The organism is Bradyrhizobium sp. Kon10 (genome assembly GCF_055807395.1).
In genome coordinates this window covers 1-270 of record NZ_JBVVOZ010000231.1, presented here as the reverse complement: position 1 = coordinate 270, position 270 = coordinate 1, and the positions used below count along the sequence as shown (strand labels likewise).

Below are 270 nucleotides of genomic sequence, written 5' to 3'. Positions count from 1 at the left end.
GCGCCTTTGCCATCGGTGGCGTGGTCATCGTCGTCGTCATCATGATCGGCTTGCGGTTTGTCGCCGAACAGCGGGCTGTTGAGTTCCTGGGAGCTGACGACGCAACCGGCGGCCTTGGGCAGGCTGAACAGCGCCAGCGGATCTTCCAGCTGTTTGCGCGCGGCGGCGACCTTGGCCTTGTCGGCGGCACTGGTCGCCGCGTGTTCAAAACCCACCAGGTTCATGGCCGGGCTGTCCAGCTCAAGCTCCAGGGACTGGCCGTCGAGCACC

General features: G+C 65.6%; 1 protein-coding gene. It reads right to left on the bottom strand.

Annotation, left to right across the window (positions count from 1 at the left end; genetic code table 11):
* A partial coding sequence (locus AC0L2O_RS36845; RefSeq protein WP_473373212.1) for a ZrgA family zinc uptake protein occupies nucleotides 1-270 on the bottom strand: 270 nt, incomplete at both ends.